General features: G+C 72.1%; 7 protein-coding genes, 1 pseudogene and 1 riboswitch. Of the genes and pseudogenes, 6 read left to right on the top strand and 2 right to left on the bottom strand.

The genetic code is table 11. The features are described 5' to 3' along the window. Positions 1 to 175: 175 nt before the first annotated feature. Complete coding sequence (locus ACFXBC_RS19655; protein WP_385025536.1) at positions 176 to 1009, top strand: SAM-dependent methyltransferase; 834 nt, start codon at positions 176 to 178, stop codon at positions 1007 to 1009. 209 nt (positions 1010 to 1218) lie between these two features. Continuing rightward, a riboswitch (cobalamin riboswitch) is annotated at positions 1219 to 1442 on the top strand. A 162-nt stretch (positions 1443 to 1604) separates the two neighbouring features. Continuing rightward, a complete protein-coding gene (gene metE, locus ACFXBC_RS19650) occupies positions 1605 to 3929 on the top strand; it encodes a 5-methyltetrahydropteroyltriglutamate--homocysteine S-methyltransferase (RefSeq protein ID WP_385025533.1) in 2325 nt (774 codons plus the stop codon). Positions 3930 to 4060: 131 nt separating this feature from the next. Here the strand turns inward: metE and ACFXBC_RS19645 are convergent, their stop codons facing one another. Next, positions 4061 to 5089 carry an aldo/keto reductase gene (locus ACFXBC_RS19645; protein WP_385025530.1) on the bottom strand — a complete coding sequence of 343 codons (1029 nt, stop codon included), beginning with the start codon at positions 5087 to 5089 and terminating at the stop codon, positions 4061 to 4063. 113 nt (positions 5090 to 5202) lie between these two features. Between ACFXBC_RS19645 and ACFXBC_RS19640 the strand changes: the two genes are divergently transcribed. The 4 genes and pseudogenes from ACFXBC_RS19640 to ACFXBC_RS19625 form a co-directional block, all read left to right on the top strand. Then, positions 5203 to 5826: a TetR/AcrR family transcriptional regulator gene (locus ACFXBC_RS19640; protein ID WP_385025527.1), complete on the top strand. Its 624-nt coding sequence runs from the start codon at positions 5203 to 5205 to the stop codon at positions 5824 to 5826. 19 nt (positions 5827 to 5845) lie between these two features. Beyond that, a complete protein-coding gene (locus tag ACFXBC_RS19635) occupies positions 5846 to 6016 on the top strand; it encodes a 2OG-Fe(II) oxygenase family protein (protein ID WP_385025524.1) in 171 nt (56 codons plus the stop codon). Positions 6017 to 6051: 35 nt separating this feature from the next. Continuing rightward, the gene (locus ACFXBC_RS19630) at positions 6052 to 6219 is read left to right on the top strand and encodes a hypothetical protein (RefSeq protein WP_385025521.1); all 168 of its coding nucleotides are present in this window, start codon (positions 6052 to 6054) and stop codon (positions 6217 to 6219) included. 93 nt (positions 6220 to 6312) lie between these two features. Continuing rightward, positions 6313 to 6775 (top strand): annotated as a pseudogene (locus tag ACFXBC_RS19625) (amidohydrolase family protein); the annotation flags it as partial. 90 nt (positions 6776 to 6865) lie between these two features. Here ACFXBC_RS19625 and ACFXBC_RS19620 read toward each other — a convergent pair. After that, positions 6866 to 7561 carry a class F sortase gene (locus ACFXBC_RS19620; protein WP_385025518.1) on the bottom strand — a complete coding sequence of 232 codons (696 nt, stop codon included), beginning with the start codon at positions 7559 to 7561 and terminating at the stop codon, positions 6866 to 6868. Between the last annotated feature and the right edge of the window lie 68 nt (positions 7562 to 7629).

Here is a 7629-nt window from a genome sequence, read left to right as displayed (position 1 = left end):
TGCGGGCGCGGGAAAGCACCGCGGCACAGGAGTGGTGGGGCCCGACCCGGGGGTGGTGCGAGCACCACCCCCGGGCTGCGCACCCTGTGTTGGACATGGCCGTGGATCAAGTTCACTATCGACCCCAAGCGTTGAGCAACAGAGGAGAGATCCGTTGTCGTCACCGGACGAGTGGATGAGCCCTGCGAACGACCGGGCGCCGATCGACCTGCGTACGGACAGGGCCCATCCCGCCCGTATCTACGATGTGTTCCTGGGCGGCAAGACGAACTATCCCGCCGACCGTGCCATGGCCGCCACGGTGGCCGAGAAGATGCCGTCGGTGCAGCTGGCCGCCCGGATCAACCGGGAGTTCGTACTGCGTGCTGTGCGGTATCTGGCGGGCGAGGCGGGCATCCGGCAGTTCCTGGACATCGGCACGGGCATACCGACGTCGCCCAATCTGCACGAGGTCGCGCAGGAGACGGCGCCGGAATCGCGCGTCGTGTACGCGGACAACGATCCGATCGTCCTCGCCCACTCCCGGGCCCTGCACGTCAGCAGCCCGGCCGGGCGCACCGCGTACATCCCGGCGGACTTCACCGATCCGGACAGCATTCTCGGGTCCGCGGAACTGCGCGACACCCTCGACCTCGGGCAGCCGGTGGCCCTGACGATGGGGCTGCTGCTGCACTGGATCGACCCGAAGGACCAGCCGCACGCCGTCGTCCGGCGCCTGATGGACGCGCTGCCCGCCGGCAGCTGTCTGGTGATATCGGTGTTCGCCCGGGAGCTCGCGGGTGGCTCCGCCACGCTGCAGGACGATTTCGCGGCCGAGGGCACGGCGCTGCGGCCGCTCACCCGGGACGAGACACTGCGCTTTTTCGACGGCACGGAGCTGATCGAGCCCGGTCTGGTCGCGCCCCATCTGTGGCGGCCCGCGACCGTCGTACCCGAGATCGGACACCCGGAGGCCGGACCCGATGCCGCCTCGGCCCCGATCTGGGCGGGACTCGGGGTGAAGAGGTAGCCGCCGGACGGGAGCGGCGGGGCGCGGGGGGGGGGGGCGGGGGCCCCCGCGGGGCCCCACACACCCCCCCCCCGGTGGGGCGGAGCCCCCCCCCCCGGGGGCACCCCCCCGCGCGGGGGGGGGCGCGGGGCGGCCGACCCGCGCGCCCGGTGTCCCACATCACCGTCCGCGATGTGGGCAGATGCCCCCGCGCCGGGGAGTCTCCGCCTAGGCTGGCTGGTGCAACTGGTTCGCCCCGTCCGCCAGGCGGGATGCGTCGTAAGAGGGAACCCGGTGGAAATCCGGGACTGCCCCGCAGCGGTGAGTGGGAACGACCGCCGTCATACGCACTGGGCCCGGCCGGGTCTGGGAAGCGACGGCCAGTAGGTGGACGCCCCTTGGAGGGTGACCGTGCCCGCGAGTCCGAAGACCTGCCCGTTGCCCGTGCGCGACCGTTCGCGTACGGACATCCCGGTGACCTCGTGGGCGGGTCGGCGCGCATACCGGCGGGACAGCCGTGCCTCATGGCACGTGCGAGGCCCTACGGTCCGTCATCCCTTCGCGCTCCCGTCCCGTCTCCGGGATCTCAAGGAGTCATCTCGCGAAGGAGATTTCCGTGACAGCGAAGCCCGAAGCCGCGGCAGCACGGGCCACCGTGTACGGCTACCCCCGCCAGGGCCCGAACCGGGAACTGAAGAAGGCCGTCGAGGGTTACTGGAAGGGCCGCGTCGACGCCGACGGCCTCCGGGAGACCGCCGCAGATCTGCGCCGGTCGAACTGGCAGCGCCTGGCGGAGTCCGGCATCCATGAGGTGCCCACCGGTGACTTCTCGTACTACGACCACGTACTGGACACCAGCGTCATGGTCGGCGCGATCCCCGAGCGGCACCGCAAGGCCGTCGAGGCCGACGCACTCGACGGCTACTTCGCGATGGCACGCGGCACTCAGGAGGTCGCGCCCCTGGAGATGACCAAGTGGTTCGACACCAACTACCACTATCTGGTGCCCGAACTGGGCCCGGACACGGTGTTCACCGCCGACTCCACCCAGCAGACCGGGGAGTTCCGGGAGGCGACCGCCGGCGGGCTCACCGCCCGCCCCGTCCTCGTCGGCCCGGTCACCTATCTGCTGCTGGCCAAGCCCGCCCCGGGCGTCGCGGCGGACTTCGAACCGCTGACGCTGCTCGACCGGCTGCTGCCCGTCTACGCCGAGGTGCTGGCCGATCTGCGGGCGGCGGGCGCGGAGTGGGTCCAGCTGGACGAGCCGGCCCTCGTCCAGGACCGCACCCCCGCCGAACTGAACGCCACCGCACGCGCCTACCGGATGCTCGGTTCGCTCGGCGACCGCCCGAAGCTGCTGGTCGCCTCCTACTTCGACCGGCTCGGTGACGCGCTGCCCGTCCTGGCGAAGGCTCCGGTGGAGGGCCTGGCGCTCGATTTCACCGGCACCGCCGCGGCCAATGTGGACGCGCTGGCCGCCGTCGGCGGGCTGCCCGGCAAGCGCCTGGTCGCCGGTGTGGTCGACGGGCGCAACGTCTGGGTCAACGACCTGGAGAAGTCACTGGCCACCCTTGGCACCCTGCTCGGCCTGGCGGACCGGGTCGACGTCGCCGCCTCCTGCTCGCTCCTGCATGTGCCGCTCGACGCGACCGCCGAACGGGACATCGACCCGCAGATCCTGCGCTGGCTCGCCTTCGCCCGGCAGAAGACCACGGAGATCGCGACCCTCGCCAGGGGACTTGCCGGGGGTACCGGCGCCATCGCGGCCGAACTGGCCGCCAACCGGGCCGATCTGGCCTCCCGGGCGGGGTCGGCGATCACCCGTGACCCCGCCGTACGGGCCAGGGCCGCCGCGGTCACGGACGCGGATACGCACCGCTCCCAGCCGTACACCGAGCGGGCCGCCGCCCAGCGCGCCCGCCTCGGGCTGCCGCTCCTGCCGACCACCACGATCGGCTCGTTCCCGCAGACCACCGGATTGCGGGCGGCCCGCGCCGACCTGCGGGCCCGGCGCATCGGCACCGCGGGGTACGAGGAGCGCGTCAGGGACGAGATCCAGCAGGTGATCGCCTTCCAGGAGACGGCGGGGCTGGATGTCCTGGTGCACGGCGAGCCCGAGCGCAACGACATGGTGCAGTACTTCGCCGAGCAGCTCACCGGCTATCTCGCCACCCAGCAGGGGTGGGTGCAGTCCTACGGGACCCGCTATGTCCGCCCGCCGATCCTGGCCGGCGACATCTCACGTCCGGAGCCGATGACGGTGCGCTGGACGACGTACGCCCAGTCCCTGACCGGCCGCCCGGTCAAGGGCATGCTCACCGGCCCGGTCACCATGCTCGCCTGGTCCTTCGTCCGCGACGACCAGCCGCTCGGCGACACCGCCCGGCAGGTCGCCCTGGCCCTGCGGGACGAGGTCGGCGACCTGGAGAGCGCGGGTACTCCGGTCATCCAGGTCGATGAACCGGCCCTGCGCGAAACGCTGCCGCTGCGCTCAGCCGACCGCGCCGCGTATCTGGACTGGGCCACCGAGTCCTTCCGCCTCACGACGAGCGGAGTACAGCCGGCCACCCAGATCCACACGCATATGTGCTACGCCGAGTTCGGCGACATCGTCCAGGCCATCGACGACCTCGACGCCGATGTCATCAGCCTGGAGGCGGCCCGCTCCCATATGCAGGTCGCCCGCGAACTGGCCGGGCACGGCTACCCGCGTGAGGCGGGGCCCGGTGTGTACGACATCCACTCGCCGCGGGTACCGAGCGCGCAGGAGGCCGCGGCCCTTCTGCGCAAGGGGCTTGAGGCCATTCCCGCCGAGCGGCTGTGGGTGAACCCGGACTGCGGCCTGAAGACCCGCGGCTGGCCCGAGACCCGGGAGTCGCTGGAGCACCTGGTCGCCGCCGCCCGTGAGGTGCGCGCCGAACTGACCGCCGGGGGCGCCTGACCGGTCACCGGGGCCGGGCCGTACACCACTCGCCGCCCGGCCCCGGGCCCGCTGCCGGAGACTGCCCGCCCACGGCCCCGGCGTGGACCCGCCCGCTGACGGCTCTCTCCTCCGGGGCCCCGGCGGGTGGGTCACGCGGCGGAACGCCCGTCGGCCGGGCGGCGGCGCAGGGTGACCTGCTCGATGGCCGGCGGGTTGTAGATCATGTCCAGCGCTCCGACGTCGGTGCCCGGGGGCACGATGGCGTCGATCCGGTCCAGGACGTCGTCGCTCAGGGCGGTCTCCGCGCCCGCGAGCAGATCGTCCAGGTGGTTCATGGTGCGCGGGCCGATGATCGCGGAGGTGACACCGGGGTGGGAGATCGCGAAGGCCATCGCCAGATGGGTCAGCTCCATCCCGGCCTCGTCGGCGAGCGGGATGAGCTGCTCGACCGCGTCGAGCCGCCGCTCGTCGACGAGGTGCTTGAATCCGAAACCTGCCCGGTGGGTGTCGGCCTGTACGCCCTTGCGGTAGCGGCCGGTGAGCATGCCGCCGGAGAGGGGGCTCCAGACCAGGGCGCCCATTCCGTAACGCTCGCAGACCGGCAGGACCTCACGTTCGATGCCCCGGTTGAGGATCGAGTACGGCGGCTGCTCGGTGCGGAACCGCTCCAGGCCGCGCCGCTCGGCGACCCACTGGGCCTCGACGATGTCCGACGCGGGGAAGGTGGAGGCGCCGATGGCGCGGACCTTGCCCGCGCGGACCAGATCGGTGAGGGCCGAGAGGGTCTCCTCGACGTCGGTGTCCGGCGCCGGCCGGTGGACCTGGAACAGGTCGACGTGGTCGGTCCCCAGCCGGCGCAGCGAGTCGTCGAGCGCGCGCACCAGCCAGCGGCGTGAGTTGCCCTGCTGGTTGGGGTCGTCCCCCATCGGGAGATGGGCCTTGGTGGCCAGTACGACATCGTCACGGCGGCCCTTGAGCGCCTTGCCGACGATCTCCTCGGACTCACCGCGCGAGTAGGCGTCGGCGGTGTCGACGAAGTTGATCCCCGCGTCGAGTGCCTTGTGGATGATGCGGACGGAGTCGTCGTGGTCGGGGTTGCCCATGGCTCCGAACATCATCGCGCCGAGGCAGTACGGGCTGACCTTGATACCGGTCCGGCCCAGTGTGCGGTACTTCATGGTTGCTCCTCCGGGGTGGGGACGTCCGCCGCAGCGCGCTACGCTGAGATAAGCGGAACAACGTTCCATACCTACGATACGGAACGTTGTTCCGGTTGGCAAAAGGAGCATCCATGAATGACGGCCAGACGACCGGGAAACAGCCCCGCCAGCCGGTACGCGCGGATGCGCAGCGCAGCATCGACGCCCTGCTCACCGCGGCAGCCGAGGTGTTCTCCGCGTCAGGCGTGGACGCCCCGGTCCGGCAGATCACCGCACGGGCGGGGGTCGGCGCGGGCACCCTCTACCGGCACTTCCCGCAGCGCTCGGACCTCATCGCCGCGGTCTTCCGCAAGGAGGTCGACGCCTGCGCCGCCGCCGCGCCCGCACTCGCCGCCGAGCACCGGCCGGTCGAGGCCCTCACCCGGTGGCTGCAGCGCTTCGCGGGTTTCATCGCCACCAAGCGCGGTCTGAGCGCGGCCCTGCACTCGGGAGACCCCGCCTACGACAGCCTGCCGTCCTACTTCCAGCGGCGTTTCGAGCCCGCGCTCGGAGCGCTCCTGGACAGCGCAGCGCAGGCCGGCGAAATCCGCCCCGACGCCGACCCCCTGGACCTGCTGCGCGCCATCGGCAATCTGGCACTGCCCGCCGGGGAGGACAACGACGGTCACACCCAGCGCATGATCGCCCTGCTGGCCGACGGACTCCGTTACGGCGTCCGTACCGAATCCCGCCGATGCGGGGACGCATCCCGGTAGGTTCGGCCAAGACCGACCGGTGCCCGGCGGGGAGACGCCTGTCGACCGGGGCCGGATGGGCATGGGGGCGCACACCGACTACGGCATCGTCACCGTGCTCTGGGCCGACCGGGTGCCGGGGCTGCAGATCCTCGATGAGGCATCCGCATCCTGCGCCAGATCGACTTCGACGGCACATCGAACCTGCTGATCGTCGCCGTCTCCCTGGTCGCCGGAATGGTCCCGGTGACCGCACCGCACATCTACGACCGGCTGCCGGCCGGGGCGCGCACCGTCTTCGGCAGCGCCATCACCTGCACCGCGCTCTGCGCCTTCGCACTGAATCTGCTCTTCCACCACACCCGGCGACGCGGCAAAGCGGCACCGGCCACCGCCACGCCCTCTGACACCTGAGACACAGCCGGCACCACCGCGGCCGCACCGCCGAGGAGAGAAACGGCCTTGCCGGACACCCGACTTGTCATCGAGAACTGCGCCGTCGCCACCATGGACGCGAGCGGCACCGAGTACGCATCCGGCCACGTCGTCGTCGCCGGTCACCGCATCGAGTCGGCGGGGCCGGGCCCCGCGCCCGCGGATCTGACCGGAGTGGCCCGGCGGGTCGACGGCGACGGGCAGCTGCTGACTCCCGGGCTGGTCAACACACACCACCACTTCTACCAGTGGATCACCCGCGGTCTCGCCCAGGACTGCGACCTCTTCAGCTGGCTGGTCGGCCTCTATCCCGTCTGGCTCGGATCGACGAACCGATGGTGCATGCCGCGGCGCAGGGCTCCCTGGCCGCTCTGGCCTTGTCCGGGGTCACCACCACGGCCGACCACCACTATGTCTTCCCCCGCGGTGCCGGTGACCTGCTGGGCGCCGGGATCCGCACCGCCGCGGACATGGCCTACGGTTCTTGCCCACCCGCGGCTCCATGGACCGGGGTGCGTCGGACGGCGGGCCGCCTGGCCGAACTCGCCGGACTCGGCACTCCCCCGTACTCCTCGCCGGGTTCACGGGTCCCCCGGACCGGTCGGTCCTGACGGCCCGTCTGCCCTCAGCCCTCCCCGGTGAGATGGGCGTAGGCGACGACATTGCCGAGATAGTGCCCGCTCTTCCTGTCGAACCCGCCGCCGCAGGTGATGAGGCGCAGTTCCGGCCGTGCGGCAGTGCCGTAGACCTTCCGGTTGGGGAACTCCTGCGCCGTGTAGGCCTCGACAGCGTCGATGGTGAAGACGGCGGTCGCCCCGTCGGCGCGCTCCACCCGGACGGTGTTGCCCTTCTTCAGCGACCCCAGACCGTAGAAGACGGCCGGGCCGTGCTCGTCGTCCACATGGCCGGCGATGACGGCCGTGCCCATGGAGCCGGGGCTGGCGCCGTCCTGGTACCAGCCGGCCAGGTTGCGCGCGTTGTCCGGCGGGGCCGCCAGACGGCCGCCCGCCTCCAGGCGCAGCGCCATCAGCGGGGCGTCGACCCCCAGGGCGGGAATCCGTACGCGTTCGGGTACGGACGGCGGCAGCGGCGCGACCGGCGGTGTGGCGGCTCCGTCGGCGGCGGACGCGCGGCCGTGGGCCGGGAACCCCTGGGCGGCTCCAGGCTGCGGCGGCGGTCCCTGGGCCAGTACACCGTTGCTGATCAGCGCGACCGCAAGACAGACCGCGAGGGTGACCAGCATCGCGACCGCGCCTCGGCGCACGGTGCCGGTGGTCTCCGTGGGTGGGGGGCGTACGCCTGCGGGGACATGTCGGTCCACGGTGTTGCCTGCCTGACATACGGGCCGGGGCGGGCGGGCGCCGCCTGTGGCCCCGGCCCGCCCCCCGC

It is taken from the genome of Streptomyces sp. NPDC059398 (genome assembly GCF_042751845.1).
Classification (GTDB): domain Bacteria; phylum Actinomycetota; class Actinomycetes; order Streptomycetales; family Streptomycetaceae; genus Streptomyces.
This window is presented reverse-complemented; position numbering and strand designations above follow the sequence as displayed.